Origin of the sequence: Rhizobium sp. RAF56 (assembly GCF_052113965.1) — a bacterium.
GTDB lineage: Bacteria > Pseudomonadota > Alphaproteobacteria > Rhizobiales > Rhizobiaceae > Rhizobium.
On the sequence record NZ_JBFRDU010000006.1, the window covers coordinates 21,074 to 39,996 of the forward strand.

General features: G+C 62.5%; 23 protein-coding genes. 10 read left to right on the forward strand and 13 right to left on the reverse strand.

All coding sequences use genetic code 11. The features are described 5' to 3' along the window. Positions 1-55: 55 nt before the first annotated feature. Complete coding sequence (locus AB4048_RS06510) at positions 56-1,936, forward strand: DUF882 domain-containing protein (protein ID WP_442201112.1); 1,881 nt, start codon at positions 56-58, stop codon at positions 1,934-1,936. 84 nt (positions 1,937-2,020) lie between these two features. Here the strand turns inward: AB4048_RS06510 and AB4048_RS06515 are convergent, their stop codons facing one another. From AB4048_RS06515 to AB4048_RS06525, 3 genes are all read right to left on the reverse strand, one after another. Continuing rightward, positions 2,021-2,284 (reverse strand): DUF2312 domain-containing protein, encoded by a 264-nt coding sequence (locus tag AB4048_RS06515; protein WP_442201113.1) that lies wholly within the window; start codon positions 2,282-2,284, stop codon positions 2,021-2,023. 95 nt (positions 2,285-2,379) lie between these two features. After that, positions 2,380-2,685, reverse strand: a complete 306-nt coding sequence (locus AB4048_RS06520) for a DUF1244 domain-containing protein (RefSeq protein ID WP_442201114.1) — start codon at positions 2,683-2,685, stop codon at positions 2,380-2,382. Continuing rightward, positions 2,682-3,494: an N-formylglutamate amidohydrolase gene (locus AB4048_RS06525; protein WP_442201115.1), complete on the reverse strand. Its 813-nt coding sequence runs from the start codon at positions 3,492-3,494 to the stop codon at positions 2,682-2,684. The genes AB4048_RS06520 and AB4048_RS06525 overlap by 4 nt, the downstream gene beginning before the upstream one ends. A 195-nt stretch (positions 3,495-3,689) precedes the next feature. On the opposite strand from AB4048_RS06525, the gene AB4048_RS06530 reads away from it, so the two are divergent. Together AB4048_RS06530 and pyk are read left to right on the forward strand one after the other, a co-directional pair. Beyond that, entirely contained in the window at positions 3,690-4,175 is a 486-nt protein-coding gene (locus tag AB4048_RS06530; protein ID WP_442201116.1) for a DUF1036 domain-containing protein, read from the forward strand. Then, positions 4,175-5,614, forward strand: coding sequence for a pyruvate kinase (gene pyk / locus AB4048_RS06535; protein ID WP_442201117.1), 1,440 nt, complete (start codon positions 4,175-4,177; stop codon positions 5,612-5,614). The genes AB4048_RS06530 and pyk overlap by 1 nt, the downstream gene beginning before the upstream one ends. 260 nt (positions 5,615-5,874) lie before the next feature. On the opposite strand, the gene AB4048_RS06540 is transcribed toward pyk, so the two are convergent. The 3 genes from AB4048_RS06540 to AB4048_RS06550 all read right to left on the reverse strand — a co-directional run bounded on the left by AB4048_RS06540 (position 5,875) and on the right by AB4048_RS06550 (position 7,925). Beyond that, positions 5,875-6,852, reverse strand: a complete 978-nt coding sequence (locus AB4048_RS06540; protein ID WP_442201118.1) for a threonine ammonia-lyase — start codon at positions 6,850-6,852, stop codon at positions 5,875-5,877. 66 nt (positions 6,853-6,918) lie between these two features. Then, positions 6,919-7,512 carry a DUF4865 family protein gene (locus AB4048_RS06545; protein WP_442201119.1) on the reverse strand — a complete coding sequence of 198 codons (594 nt, stop codon included), beginning with the start codon at positions 7,510-7,512 and terminating at the stop codon, positions 6,919-6,921. 32 nt (positions 7,513-7,544) lie between these two features. Further along, a complete protein-coding gene (locus AB4048_RS06550; RefSeq protein ID WP_442201120.1) occupies positions 7,545-7,925 on the reverse strand; it encodes a tautomerase family protein in 381 nt (126 codons plus the stop codon). A 105-nt stretch (positions 7,926-8,030) separates the two neighbouring features. Here AB4048_RS06550 and AB4048_RS06555 point away from each other — a divergent pair, with 105 nt between their 5' ends. Further along, positions 8,031-8,954 (forward strand): LysR substrate-binding domain-containing protein, encoded by a 924-nt coding sequence (locus AB4048_RS06555; RefSeq protein WP_442201121.1) that lies wholly within the window; start codon positions 8,031-8,033, stop codon positions 8,952-8,954. A 28-nt stretch (positions 8,955-8,982) separates the two neighbouring features. Here the strand turns inward: AB4048_RS06555 and AB4048_RS06560 are convergent, their stop codons facing one another. The 6 genes from AB4048_RS06560 to AB4048_RS06585 all read right to left on the reverse strand — a co-directional run bounded on the left by AB4048_RS06560 (position 8,983) and on the right by AB4048_RS06585 (position 12,878). Beyond that, a complete protein-coding gene (locus AB4048_RS06560; RefSeq protein WP_442201122.1) occupies positions 8,983-9,984 on the reverse strand; it encodes an alpha/beta fold hydrolase in 1,002 nt (333 codons plus the stop codon). A 100-nt stretch (positions 9,985-10,084) separates the two neighbouring features. Further along, the gene (locus AB4048_RS06565) at positions 10,085-10,699 is read right to left on the reverse strand and encodes a hypothetical protein (RefSeq protein WP_442201288.1); all 615 of its coding nucleotides are present in this window, start codon (positions 10,697-10,699) and stop codon (positions 10,085-10,087) included. 109 nt (positions 10,700-10,808) lie between these two features. After that, positions 10,809-10,934 carry a type B 50S ribosomal protein L36 gene (gene ykgO / locus AB4048_RS06570; protein WP_037069952.1) on the reverse strand — a complete coding sequence of 42 codons (126 nt, stop codon included), beginning with the start codon at positions 10,932-10,934 and terminating at the stop codon, positions 10,809-10,811. 165 nt (positions 10,935-11,099) lie between these two features. Next, on the reverse strand, positions 11,100-12,164 hold the full coding sequence (locus tag AB4048_RS06575; RefSeq protein WP_442201123.1) for a 5-(carboxyamino)imidazole ribonucleotide synthase: 1,065 nt from the start codon (positions 12,162-12,164) through the stop codon (positions 11,100-11,102). Further along, entirely contained in the window at positions 12,161-12,655 is a 495-nt protein-coding gene (purE, locus tag AB4048_RS06580) for a 5-(carboxyamino)imidazole ribonucleotide mutase (RefSeq protein WP_442201124.1), read from the reverse strand. The genes AB4048_RS06575 and purE overlap by 4 nt, the downstream gene beginning before the upstream one ends. Before the next feature lie 19 nt (positions 12,656-12,674). Further along, entirely contained in the window at positions 12,675-12,878 is a 204-nt protein-coding gene (locus AB4048_RS06585; RefSeq protein ID WP_442201289.1) for a YdcH family protein, read from the reverse strand. A gap of 230 nt (positions 12,879-13,108) precedes the next feature. Here AB4048_RS06585 and AB4048_RS06590 point away from each other — a divergent pair, with 230 nt between their 5' ends. Continuing rightward, a complete protein-coding gene (locus tag AB4048_RS06590) occupies positions 13,109-13,282 on the forward strand; it encodes a YdcH family protein (RefSeq protein ID WP_442201125.1) in 174 nt (57 codons plus the stop codon). 206 nt (positions 13,283-13,488) lie between these two features. Here the strand turns inward: AB4048_RS06590 and AB4048_RS06595 are convergent, their stop codons facing one another. Then, positions 13,489-13,749: an ArsR/SmtB family transcription factor gene (locus AB4048_RS06595; protein ID WP_442201126.1), complete on the reverse strand. Its 261-nt coding sequence runs from the start codon at positions 13,747-13,749 to the stop codon at positions 13,489-13,491. Positions 13,750-13,945: 196 nt separating this feature from the next. Between AB4048_RS06595 and AB4048_RS06600 the strand changes: the two genes are divergently transcribed. The 5 genes from AB4048_RS06600 to AB4048_RS06620 all read left to right on the forward strand — a co-directional run bounded on the left by AB4048_RS06600 (position 13,946) and on the right by AB4048_RS06620 (position 18,920). Continuing rightward, positions 13,946-14,599, forward strand: a complete 654-nt coding sequence (locus tag AB4048_RS06600) for a thiamine phosphate synthase (protein WP_442201127.1) — start codon at positions 13,946-13,948, stop codon at positions 14,597-14,599. 9 nt (positions 14,600-14,608) lie between these two features. Further along, positions 14,609-15,832, forward strand: coding sequence for a sel1 repeat family protein (locus tag AB4048_RS06605; protein ID WP_442201128.1), 1,224 nt, complete (start codon positions 14,609-14,611; stop codon positions 15,830-15,832). A gap of 448 nt (positions 15,833-16,280) precedes the next feature. Next, entirely contained in the window at positions 16,281-16,649 is a 369-nt protein-coding gene (locus tag AB4048_RS06610) for a response regulator (protein ID WP_442201129.1), read from the forward strand. Between the two features lie 293 nt (positions 16,650-16,942). Beyond that, entirely contained in the window at positions 16,943-17,743 is an 801-nt protein-coding gene (locus tag AB4048_RS06615) for an inositol monophosphatase family protein (protein ID WP_442201130.1), read from the forward strand. A gap of 133 nt (positions 17,744-17,876) precedes the next feature. Continuing rightward, on the forward strand, positions 17,877-18,920 hold the full coding sequence (locus tag AB4048_RS06620; protein WP_442201131.1) for a flagellar motor protein MotA: 1,044 nt from the start codon (positions 17,877-17,879) through the stop codon (positions 18,918-18,920). Positions 18,921-18,923 lie beyond the last annotated feature (3 nt).

The window sequence follows — 18,923 nt, forward strand, 5'->3', positions numbered from 1 at the left end:
ATTGTCAGCCATTGGGAACACGATGCGACATTGTCTGTCGGATGGGGACTAAGAATTGCTGGATCAGAATGGGAAACCCAAGCGTAGCCGCTTGAGCTGGCGCTCCGTGTGCGCCCAGATATGCGGCAAGCTGGCCAAAACCACTGTGGTTGGCCTGCTTGCGGCAGCCGTTTCCACTCCGGTTTTCGTAGGGTCGCCCTCCGAGGCGGCTGGCGAAACGCGCAGTCTGAAGATCTACTACGTCCACACCGGCGAAAAAGCCGTCATCACCTACAAGCGTAACGGCAAGTTCGACCCGCGCGGTCTTGAGCAGCTGAACCGCATCCTACGCGACTGGCGCAAGAATCAGCCGACGAAGATGGATCCTCGCCTCTTCGACCTGATCTGGGAAGTCTACCGCGAGAGCGGTTCGCATGAATTCATCAATGTCGTCTGCGGCTTCCGTTCGCCCGAAACCAACGAGATGCTGCGCACGCGCACCTCTCACACCGGCGTCGCCAAGAAGAGCCAGCATATGCTCGGCAGGGCGATGGACTATTATATTCCCGACGTGAAGCTGACCAAGCTGCGCGAGATCGGCATGAAGCTGCAGGTCGGCGGCGTCGGCTATTATCCGAGCTCCGGCTCTCCCTTCGTCCACATGGACGTCGGTGGCGTGCGCGCCTGGCCGCGCATGGACCGTCAGCAACTGGTGCGCCTCTTCCCGGATGGCAAGACGATGCATATTCCGGCCGACGGCAAGCCATTGCCGGGCTACCAGCAGGCGCTCGCCGACTACAAGCGCCGCATGGCGTCCGACGATATCCAGATCGCAAGCGCTTCATCGACCAAGCATCGCGGCTTCTTTGCAGCCCTCTTTGGCGGCGGCGCCGACGAGGACGAGGATAATTCCGATAGCGATTCGCCGGCAACGACAACGGCTGCGGCTCCTGCTGCGCCGGAAGCCAAGCAGCCGGAGGAGGCAGCGCCCGCCGAAACGCAGCCCGGAACGCAGATTGCCAGCCTGAACGCGCCGGTTCCGCTTGTGCGCCCGGCATTGGGTGGCCAGTCGGCAGGCAGCGATATGGCTTCCGCCCTGGTATCGCCGACGCATAGTGCCGCTCAGGAAGCGCTTGCCGCCGCCCTTCCGGGAGATGAACAGACCGCTGAGACGCAGCCCGCCGATCTTAAGGGCCTCAGCATTCCGGTGCCGTCGCTGCTTGCCGACCGCGCCAGTGGCACGGAAGTCGCATCCGCCGATCCAGGTGCCGCCAGCATGACGGACCAGCTGGTCTCCGTACCGGTTCCGGCCGAGCGCCCCGCGCTTGCCGAAAAGCTGTTGGCGGCCGCCGAGGCCGAGCCTGAGGCAGCGGACGACGCCGCCGACCAGAGCAACATGCTTTCGCCGGCCATCGTTGCAGCACTTGAACAGGGCCGCGGCGACGAAAACGTATCGGCTGAAGCGCCCGTTCCCGCAAGCTCCGCCGTCGAGGCCATCAACGCTGCTGCTCCCGCCAAGACGCCGGCGTCGCGCTCCCTGCCGACGCAGATGGCTGCCCTTGCACCCCCGACCGATGGCCGGATGCGCTTCAACGACGCCTTCAATCTGGTGGCACCACAGGTCGCCGATACCGGCATCGCGGTCGGCCAGCCGGCAAAGGGCGGACGTCCGAACAAGCAGGACGCGCAGCTCGCCGACGAATCGCGCGCGACCGTTCGAACCGAGCCGAAGCTGACGCAAAAGATCATCTCGCAATGGGCGCTGACCAATGCCCGGATGGAGACGGTGGCAAAGCCCGTCAAGGCGCCGCGGTTCGTCAGCCCGACGCTCAGGATCCAGCCGACGGCGGTCTACACCAACGGCTTCACGACGAAGACGGCTTCGATCGACGCAGAACGCTTCAGCGGTTCAGCCGTGAACTTCATGGCAGTGAAAAAATTCGACGCAGTCCAGTAGCAGCGATCGATCAGGTCGCAAAAATAAGAAACCGCCGGAGCGATCCGGCGGTTTTCGTTTGTGCGGAAGAATGGGCTTTCGGGCTCAGCCTTCCGGCGGCGTTTCGATCATGCCGAGGGCGTGCAGGTAGGTGTCGAGGATAGCGTCCTCTTCCATGCGCTCTTGCTCGTCCTTCTTGCGCAGCACGATCACCTTTTTCAGGATCTTGGTATCGAAGCCCATGCCCTTGGCTTCGCCGTAGACGTCCTTGATGTCGTCGGCGATGGTCTTCTTTTCTTCTTCCAGCCGTTCGATGCGCTCGACAAAAGCGCGAAGCTGATCGCGGGTGACGCCATGTGCATCAGACATCGGTATCTCCTGAATGATGTGAGATTTGAATTTGGTCGGGCCGATGACCTGCCGCGAACGGCGCCGAACGTCAAGCGGGTTTGCACGAAGTTTAGTTATTCTTTCGGCTTGTTCCGTTCAAATTCGGCCTTTTGCACAGGATTGGCTTCCGTCTGGTGCAGCGTCTTCCAATCCTCGTAAGGCATGCCGTAGACAATCTCGCGCGATTGATCCTTGGAAAGGGTCATGCCCGCTTGTTCGGCTGCCTCGAGATACCAGTTGGACAGGCAGTTGCGGCAAAAGCCCGCGAGGTTCATCAGGTCGATGTTCTCTACGTCGCTGCGTTCGCGCAAATGTGCGACAAGCCTGCGGAAGGCGGCCGCTTCGAGTTCGGTCTTCTGTTCGTCGCTGAGCATGGTCATCGTTTCGTCTCCTCGGGCCCCGGATAGGGGCCGGTGCGCGACGGATGGATCTCGTAGGCATGCAGCGCCGGGTCGGCGTTGATCGCGGAAAAGATCGGTGCCAGGCGCTCGGCCCATTCAGCAATGCCGCGCTCGTCGGCGATCAAATCCTGGCGGACTTCGAGAAGTGCATGCGGAATGCCTTTGACCAGGCAATGCCTATACATGGTGTCGCCGCGCAGCGCCCCATCATAGGGCTCGTTGTCGCCGATCACCAGATCTGGATATTCCCTAAGCTTTGCCAGGAGCGGGCGGACGGCGCGCGGGTCGCTGTCCCACAGCACGCTTGCATGCCAGGGCCGCGCTACGCCCTTCCAGGCCGGTGTGAACGAGTGGAGCGACAGCACCAGCGGCGCCACGCCGCTTGCCGCCGCAACCGCCGCAATCTTATCGGCGACCGCCTTGTGGTAGGGGCGATGGAAGCTTTCGATCCGGCTCGCCCACTCTTCATCGGAGATCGGATGATTGCCCGCGATGATGGCGCCATCGGAAATCTTCATGATCAGCGTCGGGTCGTCTTCGCCGCGGTTCGGGTCGATCAGCAGCCGGGAAAAGCCGCCAAGCACCGCGGGCACGCCGAGTATCGCCGAAAGTCTGCGGCAAAGACCTTCGATGCCGATGTCATAGGCGATATGACGCGCGAACGCCGTTTCGGGAAGGCCGAGCCGGCCGTATCGTTCGGGCAGACGGTTCATGGCGTGATCGCCGAGAATGATCATGCCTTGGTCATGATTGCCGGATAGGACGTGATGCGATTCGAAGTTGTTCATTGAGGGTGCCGATGCTGCATTTCAGCTTCAGGCTTGATGACACGAGCGGCCAAACCGTGCAAGTTGGCCCGCGCGGCGGCGTCCTTTTGTCCTTGTACTTCGTCTCCGTGAAAGCAATATAATCGATTAGAGTTGCGTTGACATTCGCTGGACGACAGCGCAAGAAGACGATGCAACGAGCAACCGTGGAGCCCATTGGAAACCGTGTTCAGCCGATTAGCACCAAGTTTCGTTAAGCGGTTGAAGCCGCTTGCCCGTGCATCCGTTTTCATCTTTGGTGCAGCCTCGCCGTTTCTTTTGCCGAATGCCGCGCATGCCGATTTCCGTGTCTGCAACGGGACGCAGAACCTCGTCGGCGTCGCGATCGGTTACCGCGCCAAGGAGGGCTGGGTCACCGAAGGCTGGTGGCAGGTTCCGGCGACGACTTGCGCCACGCTGATCGAAGGCCCGCTTCAGTCCCGTTACTACTACCTCTACGCGGAAGATGCCGCTCGCGGAGGTCGCTGGACCGGCAATGTCGACATGTGCGTGGCGGAAAACGAATTCAAGATCGTCGGTGTGAAGGATTGCTACGCCCGCGGCCACCAGAAGATGGGATTCAAGGAATACGACACAGGGCGCCAGGCAAGCTGGATGGTTCAGCTTTCCGACACCCCTGGCAGCCAGGAAAGCCAGAATTGATGAAGCGCAACCGCAAAGTCAAAATCCTCGCCACGCTCGGTCCCGCCTCCTCTGACGAGGCGATGATCCAGAAGCTGCACGAGGCCGGAGCCGATCTCTTCCGCATCAACATGAGCCATGCCAGCCACGAGGTGATGCGCACGCTTATCCAGCGCATCCGCGCGGTCGAGGCGCGCTGCGGTCGTCCGATCGGCATTCTCGCCGACTTGCAGGGACCGAAACTGCGCGTTGGCAAGTTCACGGACGGCAAGGTCGAGTTGAAGGCGGGCCAAACCTTCACGCTCGACAGCAACGAGGCTCCCGGCGACGGAAACCGCGTCTTTCTGCCGCATCCTGAAATCCTGGAATCGGTCAAGCCGGGTCACCGCCTGCTGATCGACGACGGAAAGCTGATGCTGCGCGCCGAAAAATGCGACGGCAAGAGCATCGTCACGACGGTCGTTTCCGGCACTAGGATTTCCGACCGCAAGGGCGTCAGCCTGCCCGATACCCTGCTCGGCGTCGGCGCTCTGACCGACAAGGACCGCGTCGATCTGGATGCGGTGCTCGCGACCAACGAGGTCGACTGGGTTGCACTTTCCTTCATTCAGCGGCCGGAAGACCTGGCCGAAGTCCGCAAGGTCGCGCGCGGCCGCGTCGGCCTGATGTCGAAGATCGAAAAGCCGCAGGCGGTCGAACGCATCGAAGAGATCATCGAGCTTTCCGACGCCCTGATGGTGGCGCGCGGCGATCTTGGGGTCGAAATGCCCTTGGAATCAGTTCCTGGCATCCAGAAGCAGCTCATCCGCGCCTGCCGCCGTTCCGGCAAGCCGGTCGTCGTCGCCACGCAGATGCTGGAATCGATGATTTCCTCGCCGGTGCCGACGCGCGCCGAGGTTTCGGACGTCGCGACCGCCGTGTTCGAGGGCGCGGATGCGGTGATGCTGTCGGCCGAGTCCGCGTCGGGGGACTATCCGGTCGAGGCCGTGTCGATGATGGCGTCGATCGCCAGCACCATCGAGCGCGAGCCGCATTATTCGGGCATCATCTACGCACAGCGCCCGCAGCCCGAAGCGACCGGCGCCGACGCCATATCGCTGGCCGCCCGCCAGATCGCGGAGACGCTGAAGCTGTCGGCGATCGTTTGTTACACCTCTTCGGGCACGACCGGCCTTCGCGCTTCACGCGAGCGCCCGCAGGTGCCGATCATCGCGCTGTCGCCGATCATCCAGACGGCGCGCCGGCTTTCGGTGGTTTGGGGCCTGCACTGCGTCGTCACCCATGACGCGACCGATCTCGACGACATGGTCAACCGCGCCTGCCGCATCGTCGCCTCGGAAGGTTTCGGCAAGCCTGGCGACCGCATCATCATTTCCGCCGGCGTGCCGCTCGGAACGCCCGGTGCGACCAACATGCTGCGCATCGCCTATATCGGCTCCGACGGCCAGAGCGGGATCTGAACCGGCCGACCCGGCGGCTAAGAAACGAAGCTCGCTCCTTGACTGGTGCGAGCTTTCAAACCTCTGAACAAACTCTGACGGTTACCAGGACTGCGCCGCCATCCGCCGTCGCCCCGGACTCGATCCCCGGGTCCACGGCGCGCAAGTCCTTGCGCGCAAAGGCTCTTTCGCGCCGCCGACGCGACGCGGCTGGATCCCGGCTGAAGGCCGGGACGACGGAGAGAACGGGCAGCACGGCCTGCAAAGATGAAGGGGTGGCCTCAGGGATGGCGGCCGTCTAGCGCCGTCTTGAACATGCCGGCCTCGACGTTGCCGCCCGAGGCAACCACGATCACCGAATCTCCTTCGACACTCTCCCGGTGAAAGAGGGCTGCTGCGAGCGCCACGGCGCCGCCGGGCTCGATGACGATCTTGAGGCGCGTGAAGGCGAGCGCCATGGCATCCAGGGCCCGGGCGTCGGTGACCGCGATGCCGGAGCCGCACAGCCGCTTCATGATCGGAAAGGTGATGTCGCCCGGCTGCGGCGTGATGATCGCGTCGCAGATCGAGCCGGTCATCGCGGCGTTGCGCTCGATCTTTCCCGAGGCGAGCGATCGCCGCGTGTCGTCGAAGCCGGCGGGTTCGCAAGGGCGGGCGCGCAGACCCGGCGCCTTTGCTTCCAGCGCCAGCGCGATGCCGGAGGTCAGTCCGCCGCCGCCGCAAGGCACGAGCACATCGGCCGTGTCGATCCCGACCTCCTTCGCCTGCTCGGCGATCTCCAGTCCGACCGTACCCTGGCCGGCGATCACCAGCGGCTCGTCGAACGGTTTGATCAGCGTCAGGCCTCGCTCGCGCGACATCCGTTCGCCGATCGCGTCACGGTCCTCGCTAATCCGGTCGTAGAGCACCACTTCGGCGCCGAAGGCGCGGGTGTTTTCGATCTTCAAGGCGGGCGCATCGGTGGGCATGACGATGACCGAGGGCACGCCGTGAAGCTTTGCCGCAAGCGCAACACCCTGGGCGTGGTTGCCCGAGGAAAACGCAATGACGCCCCTGGCGCGCAGCGACGGTTCCAGAGCGGAAACCGCCGACCAGCCGCCGCGGAACTTGAACGAGCCGGAATGCTGCAGGCATTCGGCCTTCACGTAGAGACGTCGCCCGGCGATCTCGTCGAGGAACGGCGACGAGAGAAGCGGTGTCAGCCGCTCATTTCCGGCAAGCCGCCCGCGGGCGGCCTCGATCATTGCGAAATCAACCATTCGTAGCGCTCCTGGCTAAACAAGTTTCCTCTCATCCTTAAAGCGCTCGTTGCATCGATGAAACAATCACTTTGTCGCCGTGACATTGTCGGCTGCCGGCCAGGAGACGTGACCGACCCGATAGGTTTCGGCCCCAACGCGTACATCCAGCGGCGGCGGATATGCCCACAGCCGAAATCTCATCAGCGTCCACGTCGTCGGCTCGAAACCAGCGACGGAGGCAAGCGTTCCGCCGACGCCGGCGATTTCCTCTTTCGCGCGGTCGGTTTCCTGGCGGCGCAGGGCGGCGAGATCGGAATATGGGGTGATCGCGGTGATCTCGCGGGTGGCGAAACGCGCCTGACGTGGATCGACCCCAATACCGGCGTGCCAGACAACCCAGGTCTTTACCTGCGGCCAACCGAAGGCCTCCGTGACGGCGACGAAAGGCGGACCGCATAGAAAGTCGCTCAAACCTTCGTGGTTCTCCCAGACGTAGAATGGTGCGTAGAGGTTTTCGCGGCCGCCGGTCGCTGTGTCGTCCGCGACAGCGTACAGATACGCCTTGAAGCCGAGGCCGGGGAACCGGTCGAGCAGCGGCCCCTTGTCACGGATTCGCCGTTCGATGATCGACATGTCGTAGTCGGCGGGCAAGGTGAATCGGTATTGCATCGCGATCATGACGCGCTCCTTTCCGGTAATCATGACTTCGGTCACAGCATCTGGGCGAGGCCGTTGCCGAACGACCAGTCCTCGCGGGCGGCGGTGGTGATCGTCACCAAGACGTCTTCGGGTCGAAGGCCCGGCGCTTCGGCGAGCAGCTCCGCAAGTCTGCGGTAGAAGGCCTGCTTGACCTCCGCCGAGCGCGGCTTGCCGGTCGTTATATCGAAGAAGACGAAGTCGTCCGAGCGCGGCCCGGCGAGATAGTCGCGGTCGAAGATGAGCTCGTCTGCTTCCAGCTGGTGGAACACCTGGAAGCGATCGGCAGGCGGGACGTCGAACGTCTCGATCATGGCACGATGCAGACTGTCGCCAAGTGCCTTCAGATATTGGGGCGACTTGCCGCGGCGAAGGGAGATGCGGGTGATGGGCATGATGGCCTCGCAAAGAGTGGTTGACCACTATTTCATAGCGCGGGATAATCATCCCGAAAATCAGATAATATGGTACGTACAATCCCGAAATACAGGATGATCATCATGAGCCGCCTGCTGTTCGATCTGGATGTGCTGCGCAGCTTCGTCACCGGCGTCGAACTCGGCAGCTTCGCAAAGGCAGCCGATCGCGTCGGTCGTTCCACCTCGGCCGTCAGCGCGCAATTGAAGAAGCTGGAGGAGCAGGCGGGAACGCCGATCTTCCGAAAGGCGGGGCGCGGGCTGGCGCTGACGGAGGCGGGCGAGACCATGCTTACCTATGCCCGCCGTCTTCTCGATCTTAACGACGAGGCTGCCGTCGCCATTCGCGGTGGCGAACTGGAAGGCTGGGTGCGGCTCGGCTTGCAGGAGGATTTTGGCGAGACGCTGCTGCCGCAGGTGCTCGGCCGCTTTGCACGCGCCCATCCGAAGGTCCGGATCGAGGCTCGCGTGGTGCGCAATGCCGAACTGGTCGAGCGCGTGACCTCCGGCCGTCTCGATCTGGCACTCGCCTGGAGCAACGGATACCAGAGCGCGCATTGCGAGCGGATCGCCGAGGTGCCGATGTGCTGGGTGGGACCGGCGGAGGCGTTTACCGGCTGGCGGGCGGACGGCGGCGAGCCGTTACCGCTCTCGGTGCTCGAGGCGCCTTGCCTGTTGCGCGACGCGGCGACGCGAGCGCTGGATCATGCCGGCATCGCCTTTCGGATCGCCTTCGTGAGCCCCAGCCTCGGCGGCCTGTGGGCAGCGACCGCAGCCGGGCTTGGTATCACCATCCGCACACCGCTGGGATTGCCGGATAAGGTTCGTCGGCTCGACAGCGATCGCAGCGGCCTTCCTCTCCTGCCGAAGCTGGATCTCGTTCTCCATCGCGCCGAAGCCGAACCGGAGCCGGCAGCGCGCCGGCTTGCTGCAATCATTGTCGAGAGTGTGAAAGGCGCCGTTCAAACGCTCCCACGCGACGAAAATGCCGACTTGGAACCGGCCTAAAGAAGCTTATGCGTGCGCGCCGCTTTGGCTAGGGATGAGCGGCGATGATGCGCTCTTCCGCATCGCGTGCCATGCCGGCGAGGTCTCTCGGCAAACCGGACAGGTGCTCGATCGCGGCGATCGCCACATCCGTCGCGACATAGTCGGGCTTGTGCCCGAGATTGCGGATGGTGACGAGTTCCGCGCTCGCTATGTCGCGGGCAAGGCCGTGCGAGTGCAGGTGTGCCAGGACGATGTCGTCGCTGTCGCCGGTGATGATCACGGTCGGTGCGGTGATGCTGCGATAGGCCGGCGCCTCGGAAGACACATAGGCGAAGAGATTGGCGACATCGGCCGCGTTGTGCCGAAACGTGCGCGGCCGCAGCACCAAGGCGGGTGCCGTCGCCTCGACGTAGCCGGCGGGGCGGGGGTTGGGGGAAAAGATGTTCCGGGTACCGGTTTCCAGCCGCCGCAGGCCGAGGGGGACAACCAACAGATGGCTGAACAGCCAGCCGAGGAAGGGTGTGGCGGCAAGCCTATAGTACCAGTCTATGCCGCCAGGCCAGGGATGCGTGGCGGGTGAAAGGAAGAGAAGCCCCGCGGTCTTCTGTGGATGGCGCACGCCGAAGGCCGCCGCGATCGCACCGCCGAAGGAGTGGCCGACGATGATCGCCCGTTCGATGCCGCGCTTCTCCATCAGTCTCGCGATCGCATCGGCCTGGCCGGACGGCAGCGCATTTTCGCGCCCGCCGCGCTCCGAATAGCCATGGCCCGGCCGGTCGACGAAAAGCATTTCGGCGCGGTCTTTCAGCGGTCCGGCAAAGGCTTCGTATTGGTCCCGCAGATTGCCGCTGGCGCCGTGAATGAACACGAGCGGCGGCAGGTCGGCGCCGGGCGGCGCTGGCAGGTGAGCCGCGTTGAGCCTGAGCCCGCCGACGTCGGTCAGCTCGCCGATGTTAGGAAAGCGCCGCTCGATGGCGTGGGCCTTGCAGGCCGAGTAGCCAATGAGGAGAACGAAGGGGGCAAGGGCGAAAAGAAGAACGGTCATCAAGGTATGGTCGCAGTTCAGTCGATCGATCGGTGGAAGGGACCGGCGCTGGCTTTACGCAATTCCGGACTTAAAACCGCGTCATACTTCTCCTGGAGTTGCTCTAGATAGGGTTGCCTGCAAGTTTGTCGGTCAGCGTGTCCACCTGCTGCTGCGCGCTGCGGTCGGAGGGGTAGATCTCCAGAAAGCGCTGCCAGGCCTTGAGCGCGAGTTCGTCATTGCCGTTTTCGCTCAAGATCGCCGCCATGCCGGCAAGCGCTCCAAAGTGCCGGGGCTCCAGCATCAGCACCTGGTTGATGTCCTCCATGGACTTTCGATAGTTGCCGAGGGCGTAGTTCAACGTGGCCCGGCGGTTCCAGCCTTCGATGTAGTTGGGCTTGAGGGCGATCACCTGATCGAGGAAGTCGAGCGCTGCGGCGTTGCGCTTTTCAAGGATCGCCTTGTCCGCCCACTGCATCAGGAGGTTGATCGTGGCGCTGCCCGAATCGTTCCAAACCTCGCGAATTTGGTCGGCGATGACATTCGCCTGTTCGGCATCGCGTTCGCGCCTCAGCGCCGTGAAGAGATCATCTAGATGCTGCTTGGGGGAGGTCGCCGCATCCTTTTGCTCGACCGGCGCCGGATCGTCCGCGGCGGCGGGAGTGGGGAGACTGGCGAAGAGGGCGAGCACGATCGGTAGAACCGATCGCATGGAAACAAAAATGCGCATGGCGGGAATAGTATCCCGCCATGGTCGAAGATCAAAGAACATTAGCGTGAGGCCGGCAACGCAGGTGCTTCCGGCAGGTCGCGCGCCAGCGGGCAAGCGCCCGGGCGCAGCGAGCCGATCAGCCCTGACGTGCCTTGAAGCGCGGGTTGAGCTTGTTAATGATGTAAACGCGGCCCTTGCGGCGAACGAGGCGGTTGTCGCGATGACGCGCCTTGAGCGACTTGAGCGAATTCTTGATCTTCATTTTCCTGATCCGTGATGTTTTGGGGGAATGTCACATTCGCCCGTATCTTCTGACAATCAAAAGCGCGCTCGGGGCGCGCTCTTTAGGTTGGGGAGCAAATACCCCGTCACTTGGCGCATGTCAACCGCTCGCCGGGGCTTTTTCCCGGCATATCCCGCCCGAACGTCAGTGCCGGGACTTGAGTTCGGTGACGTGACCCATCTTGCGGCCGGGCCGTGCTTCGGTCTTGCCGTAGAGGTGCACTAGCACGCCGTCGCGCTTCAGCCAATCCGGGACGCTCAAGATATCGTCACCGATCAGGTTCTGCATGACGCAGTCGGAGTGGCGCGCGGCATTTCCGAGTGCCAGGCCAGCGACGGCGCGGATATGCTGCTCGAACTGCGAGACGACGCAGGCCGCCTCCGTCCAGTGGCCTGAGTTATGCACGCGCGGCGCCATTTCGTTGGCGATCAAGCCCCCGTCGGCAAGCACGAAGAATTCGATGCCGATGACGCCGACATAGTCGAGCGCGGCAAGGATCTTTGCGGCTGCGTCGCGCGCGGCCGCGGCCGTGGCGTCGGAAATGGTGGCGGGAACCGTCGAGGTGTGGAGAATGCCGTCGCGGTGGACGTTTTCGGCGGGATCGTAGCAGGCGACAGCGCCATCGGCGCCTCGCGCCGCAATAACCGAAATCTCGCGCTCGAAGGCGACGAAGCTTTCGAGAATAAGCGGCACGCCGCCAAGTGCCGCATAGCCGCCGGCCGGGCTGTCCGCTGACGAACGATAGACGCGCTGCCCCTTGCCGTCATAGCCGAGGCGGCGGGTCTTCAGGACACCCTTGCCGGAAAAGTCCGCGAGCGCCGCTTCGAGATCGGCCTGACTGCCGACGGCATGAAACCGGGCGGTCGGAATGCCGCAGCCGTTGATGAAGCGCTTTTCGGTAAGCCGGTCCTGCGCCATCGCCAATGCCTTCGGCGGCGGGAAGACGGGCACGTCTTCAGCAAGACGCTCGGCCGCCAACACCGGCACGTTCTCGAACTCGTAGGTGACGATATCGGCGGAGCGGCCAAGTTCGGCGAGTGCGGCCGGGTCGTCGTATGCCCCAACAATCTGGCGGTTGGCCACCTGTGCCGCTGGGCAATCGGCCTGCGGCTCCAGAATGACGGTGCGAAAATTCAGCCGCGCCGCGGCCATGGCCAGCATGCGGCCGAGCTGGCCGCCACCGATGATGCCGATCGTCTTTGCGGTCATAGGTCGTCCATGGGGTATTCGGCGACGGCGGCACTCTGGCGCTCTCGCCATTCGTCAAGCCGTTCGGCGAGATCTTCATCGCTCAGCGCAAGGACCGCGGCCGCCAGCAGGGCCGCGTTGACCGCGCCTGCCTTGCCGATGGCAAGCGTGCCAACGGGGATGCCCGCCGGCATTTGCACGATCGACAAGAGACTGTCCTGACCCGACAGTGCGCGCGACTGCACGGGAACGCCGAAGACCGGCAGCGGCGTCATCGATGCCGCCATGCCGGGCAGGTGGGCCGCACCCCCGGCGCCGGCGATGATGACCTTGAAGCCCTCGTCGCGTGCGCTCTTGGCGAAATTCACCAGGCGGTCAGGCGTGCGATGCGCCGAAATGATCCGGGCGTCGTAGCTGATCTCCAGCGTTTCCAGCGTGTCGGCGGCATTCTTCATAGTCTCCCAGTCGGACTGGCTGCCCATGATGATGGCGACTGGCGGTCTTTCTGTCATCGTCGTCGCGTCCGTTTCTTCAGGCGATGATGTCGGGAATGATCTGGTCCTCAAGCTTGCTCAATCTATCCTTGATGCCCAGTTTCTTCTTCTTCATCCGCTGGATGCGCAGCGCATCGCAGCCGGTCTTGATCATGGCATTGATGGCGGCATCATAATCCTCGTGCTCTTGACGAAGGCGCGCCACCATCAGCCTTACCTCCGCCTGTTCCTGGTCGGCCATGTCCTGATCCCCGAAATTGCCCTTAAACATATTGTCCGCCTGCGCTCAAATTCCGCAAGCTCCTATCACCAAATAGGTGTAACGGGAAGTTATACTCGATCACGAATTTGCCCCGCAGCCGCCATGTTTTGGCCTTCGACAACCGAAGGATACTATGGCACACTCTTTTGGTTGACACCTTGAACCCCGGCGATGGATGGCCGGGGAAGGTAAGTGGAAGGAAGGGTCAAATGACTGTTGAAGCTCATCTTGAGTCACTCCAGAAAAAGCATGTCGCTCTCGAGGAGGAGTTGCATAGCGCGATCTCGTCACCCTCCGTCGATGACGGCGAAATAGCTGAAATCAAGCGCCGCAAACTTCGCGTCAAGGACGCAATCCAACGTCTTAAATCTTCGGTGCACTGAACCTGGAGTGAATGCGGTCGCAGGCCACCAATATTCTGGTGGAGGAGGAAGAAAACCGAACGGAGCGTTCTCCCGAAGAGCCAGTGATCGTTTCCATTAAACCTGACGCGCCAACTTGACGATGTGAGCAGTAAAAGTTGGCGCAGCCCTCTTTCAAGCAAGGCTCAAGAGCCCGCTATCTCCCCCAAAATCCAAGCTTTTGAAAACTAAGCCCAGAACTGGTCCAGCCAGAGGTTAAGCTTGTCGAATCCGCGGCTGTTGACCGCATAGATGCGCTTCGTTCCCTCCGACGTCACCGAGACCAGATTGCTGTCGAGCAACGCCTTGAGATGTTGTGAGACGGCGGGGCGGCTGATCGGCAGGCCCTGTGCAAGTTCGTTGACCGTCTTTGGAGCGCGCCGCAACTCCTCCAGCAGATACCGCCGGTTCCGGTCAGCTATCGCAGCAAAGGGGTCCGTGTTGGGCATGCGGCAGAAGCTACGGCAAACCCCTTCGGGCGGCAAGTCAAATTGTGCAGCGCAATGTGAACCAGGCGGGCCTTCTCGCCGCCGGCGTCGGCGTTTTTAGGCGCTTCGGCCCTTGTCAGCGGCGGCCGGGCGCACTACTCACAACATACCAGCGGACCGGCCCTCCCGAGCCTCCGCCATTCCAATGGATACCCGCATGAGCGAACCCCAAAACCGTTGCCGTCTCGTCCTCGTCGTCCCTGACATGGCAGACGCCGAAGAACAGTTGAAAGCGGTCGCGGATGCGCTGCGAGGTGGCGACGTCGCCTCGGTGATCGTCCCGCAATACGGCCTGGACGACGGCGCCTTTCAGAAGCGCGCCGAAAAGCTGGTTCCGGCAATCCAGGACGCCGGTGCCGCCGCATTGATCGCCGGCGACAGCCGCGTGGCGGGCCGCGTCAAGGCCGACGGATTGCACGTGACCGGCGGGGGCGCGGAGCTGGCCGAAGCCGTCGAGAAGTTTACCCCGAAGCTCATCGTCGGCGGCGGCAACGCCACCGATCGCCACAATGCGCTCGAGATCGGTGAAGCGCGGCCGGACTATGTTTTCTTCGGCAAGCTCGACGGCGACATCAAGCCCGAGGCGCATCCGAAGAATGTGGCGCTCGGCGAATGGTGGGCGTCGATGATCGAGATCCCCTGCATCGTCATGGGCGGAACGGATGCGAAATCCGTCCTCGATGTCGCGCTTTCCGGATCGGAGTTCGTGGCGCTGCGATTGGCTGTTTTCGGCGAGCCGGCATCGGCAGCGTTGGTCGTCGCGGAAGTCAATGCGTTGCTCGACGAAAAAGCGCCACGGTTTAAAGATTGATATCGCGGCATGTCTCTCCGGTCCCGCTCCTTCCTTCCGTTTCTGACGACAGCGCTCGTCCTTGGCCTTACCGTTTCGCCGCTGAGTGCGCTTGCTCAGGCTGGCGCGGGTAAACCGCCCCTGCAATCAGCCGAGCCCGATCAGTCGGCGCCCGACGAGGTCGAACTGCCGCCCGCTCCCCCTCAAGCCGAAGAGAATGTATTGACGCGGGCGCCGGATGCCGAGGCCGGCGCATTCAAATCCGAGCGCTTCGGGGCTGGCGAGACGAAAGGCCCCGAGGGCGGCGCTGGCGCGGCGCCGAAACAGGGCGACAAGGTTCAGCCCTCCGAGGGCGTCGGCGTCTTCGACCGCATGGGCGCCACACTTCCCGACCTTCCGCCGGAAAAGGATTACAAGGGGCCCGTCGACGACGCCTACGGCGCGTTTCAGCGCGGCTACTATCTGACCGCGTTTCAAAGGGCGCTGCCGCGCGCTCAGCTTGGGGATCCGGCGGCGCAAACGATGCTGGCGGAGCTGATGGCTCAGGGGCTGGGTGTCAAGCGCGATACGAAAAATGCGGCCTTTTGGTACCAGAAGGCCGCCGAAGGCGGAAACGAGACCGCCATGTTCAAATACGCTCTCATCCTCATGGAAGGGCGAGATGTACCGCGCGACCGCAAGAAGGCCGACGAATGGATGCGCAAGGCCGCCGATGGCGGAGAACCTTCGGCGCAGTTCAATTGGGCGCAGATCCTGGTTGCCGACAATCCGGGCGTGAAGGGGTTGCAGCTCGCGCTTCCCTATTACGAGAAGTCCGCGGAGCAGGGCATCGCGGATGCGCAATATGCGGTGGCGCAGATCTATCTCAACGTCGAGAACGTGCCGAAGGAAAAGAAGGCTCTGGCGCGCATGTGGCTCGCCCGGGCCGCGGCCGCCGGCTATGACACGGCCCAGCTCGACCTCGGCCTCTGGCTCGTCAGCGGCGTCGGCGGCAAGGCGGATATGGAGGCGGGTTTCAACTGGATGCGTATCGCCGCCTATCGCGGCAATGTCGTTGCCCAGAACAAACTCGCTCACCTCTATATCAATGCCCTCGGCACTAAGCAGGATCCCGTCGAGGCAGCAAGATGGTACGTGATCTCGCGCCGCGCCGGCCTGAAGGACGCGGAACTCGAAGATTTCTATCTCGGGATAGAAGACTACCAGCAGAAGGCGGCGATCGAGGCTGCCAATAAATTCCGCCGCGCCCATTGAGCGCTTAAGCGTAAAAAACCCAAAGACCATAGGACTGGCCACGCGATCTCTTTTTGGGCGAGATCGCTCGCAGCTTGCTCGCGTGTGTTGTGCCGCGGTCGATTGCGCTCGAGATTATGGGCCGGTGGTATTTCTCGGCAACGCTCTCTGCCGAAGTTATAACTACATGAGGCCCCAGCAATATTAGAATAATAACTTACTTTATACGAAAATATCCAGGTAATAAATAATAGTTGAAGTGTAATCCGTCTTTACCTCCCTTCAATTCCACGGTGTGAATCCTTTTATTACTCCTTAATTTTAGATATTTGTATGGGGACGGCATGGAATCGACTGATAATCGCTTGGAATGTATTTTATTATTGTCGAATATCCGAATCATTTACATTTCTGATATTAGCGCGAGTATTGTTTCGAGGTTTGCTTCCTTTCACAACGAGGCAAATCCATGAATGCCAAGCTACTGACCGTCGAGGATTCCGCGAGCCTCCGGTTTACCACGAAAGTGACGCTCACCGACGCCGGCTACGAGGTCGCTGAAGCGGTCAACGGCGCCGAGGGCTTGGAAATGGCAAGGAGCGGTGACTACGACCTTGTCGTCACCGATCTGAATATGCCTGTCATGGACGGCCTGACGATGATCGAGGAACTCAGGAAGTCCCCTGCGCATGCCGGCCTTCCGATCGTCTTTCTTACCTCGGAGTCGGACGCCGATCTCAGGGCGCGTGCCAAGGCCGCCGGCGCCTCCGGCTGGGTGACCAAGCCGTTCGATCCCGACAATCTCGTCAAGGTCATCAATAAGGTGCTTGGAAGATGAGTGCAGCGGATCCCATTGCGGTCTAGCGCCGCGGCCGCGCCATCCTGTCGCGGCGACAACGGGTGCGCGTGGCATGCTCAGGATCAGGCAAGATTTTAAGCGAAGCGCGAGCGGATCGGCGGGCTCTCCAGGGCGTGCCAGGCGCGCACTTCGTCTCAGATGCCGTCTCCCCTTGAAATTCGCGTGATTTTGTGGTCTTGAGGCCGCCAATCTTTTTCGCGCTGCTAAATCTCGCTCAGCCGGCGACCGTTTCCCGGTTTGACCGCGCCATGCATATCGCCCAAGGAAAACCAATGGCCCGCTCCGCTCTTCTCAACGTCATGGTCCAGGCTGCCCTCAAGGCAGGCAAGTCGCTTAGCCGCGACTTCGGCGAAGTGCAGAACCTGCAGGTCTCGGTCAAGGGACCGGGCGATTTCGTCAGCCAGGCCGACCGCAAGGCCGAGAAGATCATCCGCGACGAGCTACTGAAGGCGCGTCCGACCTATGGCTTCCTCGGCGAGGAGAGCGAGGAGATCAAGGGCACCGACGGCGCGCATCGCTGGATCGTCGATCCGCTCGACGGCACCACCAATTTCCTGCACGGCATTCCGATCTTCTCCGTGTCGATCGCGCTTGAGCGCAATGGCGAGGTCGTTGCCGGCGTCGTATTCAATCCCGCGACCGACGAGCTCTACACCGCCGAGCGCGGCGGCGGCGCCTTCCTGAACGACCGGCGCCTGCGCGTCGCCTCGCGCCGCGTTCTGTCCGACTGCGTGATCGGCTGCGGCGTTCCGCATCTGGGCCGCGGCAATCACGGGACGTTCCTGGTCGAACTGCGCCATGTGATGGGCGAGACGGCCGGCATTCGCCGTCTAGGCTCGGCAGCCCTCGATCTCGCCTTTGTCGCAGCCGGTCGCTTCGACGGCTTCTGGGAGACCGGTCTCTCGGCCTGGGACATTGCCGCCGGCGTGCTCCTCGTGCGCGAGGCGGGCGGTTTCGTGTCCGATTGGAACGGCGGCGTCGACATGCTCAACACCGGCGCGGTCATCTGCGGCAACGACCACATCCACAAGGCGCTCGCCGAGGTCATCAAGCGCCCGATCCCGGCGCGCTGAGGCAGGCTAACCCGCGAAACTCGCTGGTCGAAACAGGCTGTTGCCAACGCCTGTTTTGTAGCGTTAGACCCTTCAATTCGGCTTAATGTTGCTCTACTGTCCGCCTGCGGAAACTCCGGAGGCTGCGGAATTTATGGAAAATGTGAGACTGACGGATATCGGCTCGTCCGACAATTCGCCGAATAACTATGCTTACAAGCTTTCCAGCCCCATGGCTTTCTTCTGGACGATGGTGCTCTTCCTCATCATCGTCGGCTTCATCGCAGCAATCCTGTTCCGCCAGGGAAAAGAAGCCTTTATGCACAATCCGGGCCTCAATGGCCTGATCCTCGGCGTTCTCGCCGTCGGCATCATCCTCGTTTTCAGCCATGTGCTGCGCCTGCGCCCGGAAGTACGCTGGTTCAACTCGTTCAGGGCGGTCGGCAGCGCCGACAAGGTGGGCCGCGAGCCGCGGCTGCTCGCGCCGATGCGCGCGCTGATCGGCACCCGCAAGGGGATGCTGTCGACCGCAACCTTGCGCTCCATTCTCGATTCCATCGCGACCCGCCTCGACGAGGCCCGGGACACCTCGCGCTACCTGATCGGCCTCCTCGTCTTCCTCGGCCTGCTCGGCACCTTCTGGGGCCTGATCGGTACGATCGGCTCGATCAACCTGGTCATTCAGTCGCTCGACGCCGGCTCCGGCGGATCGGGTGATATCCTGAGCGCGCTCAAGGAAGGCCTGGCGGCACCGCTCGTCGGCATGGGAACGGCCTTTTCTTCCTCGCTGCTTGGCCTTTCCGGATCGCTGATCCTCGGCTTCCTGGACCTGCAGGCGGGTCGCGCGCAGAACCGTTTCTATACGGAGCTTGAAAACTGGCTCTCCTCGGTGACCGATGTCGGATCCGATATCGCTCCCGTGCTCGATCCCTCCTCGACAGGCTCGCCGGAGGATGTGCGGGCCCTTTCGGAATACATGCGCAGGCTTGCCGAGGACGGCACCAGCGGTCAGCGTTCGGTCGCGGCGATGGCGAGCCTTGCCGAAGGCATTCAGGGCCTTGTCAAGAACATGCGCAACGAGCAGCAAATGCTTCGCGACTGGATCGAGGCGCAACAGGAAGAAGCAAAGACCATGCGCCGAACGCTCGACCGCCTCTCGGATCGCATCGGCAGTATCGAAAAGACCGGGGGCAAATAAGCC